This window comes from Arthrobacter sulfonylureivorans, assembly GCF_047607445.1.
In the GTDB taxonomy this organism is placed as follows: domain Bacteria; phylum Actinomycetota; class Actinomycetes; order Actinomycetales; family Micrococcaceae; genus Crystallibacter; species Crystallibacter sulfonylureivorans_A.
The window spans coordinates 1-370 of record NZ_JBLKRT010000109.1; the positions used below are offsets into that span (position 1 = coordinate 1).

Below are 370 nucleotides of genomic sequence, written 5' to 3' on the forward strand. Positions count from 1 at the left end.
GTCCAGCCAGCACCGCACCCGGTGCACCGCGGCCAGTTGCTCCACCGTCTCCTGATAGCCCAGCCCGCCGGTGCCGGAACCGGTCAGCATGGCCAGCAGCACCGCCGGGTCCGCCCCCGCCACCAGCGTCTCAAGGCGTCCCGCGTAATAGTCCGCGTGCGCTTTCGACTCAAACAAGCCCTCCGGCAGCCAGCACCCCTCGGGCAGGTTCGCGAGCTCGGCGAACTCCGCCGGCACCGCACCCACCCCCGGCGGCCGGTCCAGTAAGTCGTCCAGGTCCCGGGGCTCAAAGTCCTCCCGGTACGCCCGGTTCCCCTGATCCAGCTCCTCGTCCGGGACCGGCGGAACGTCCAGGCCCTCGTACGGGTCC

General features: G+C 71.6%; 1 protein-coding gene. It reads right to left on the bottom strand.

The features are described from left to right. The coding region (locus ACMX2H_RS19005) for a hypothetical protein (protein WP_414962842.1) at window positions 1-370 on the bottom strand (370 nt) is incomplete at both ends.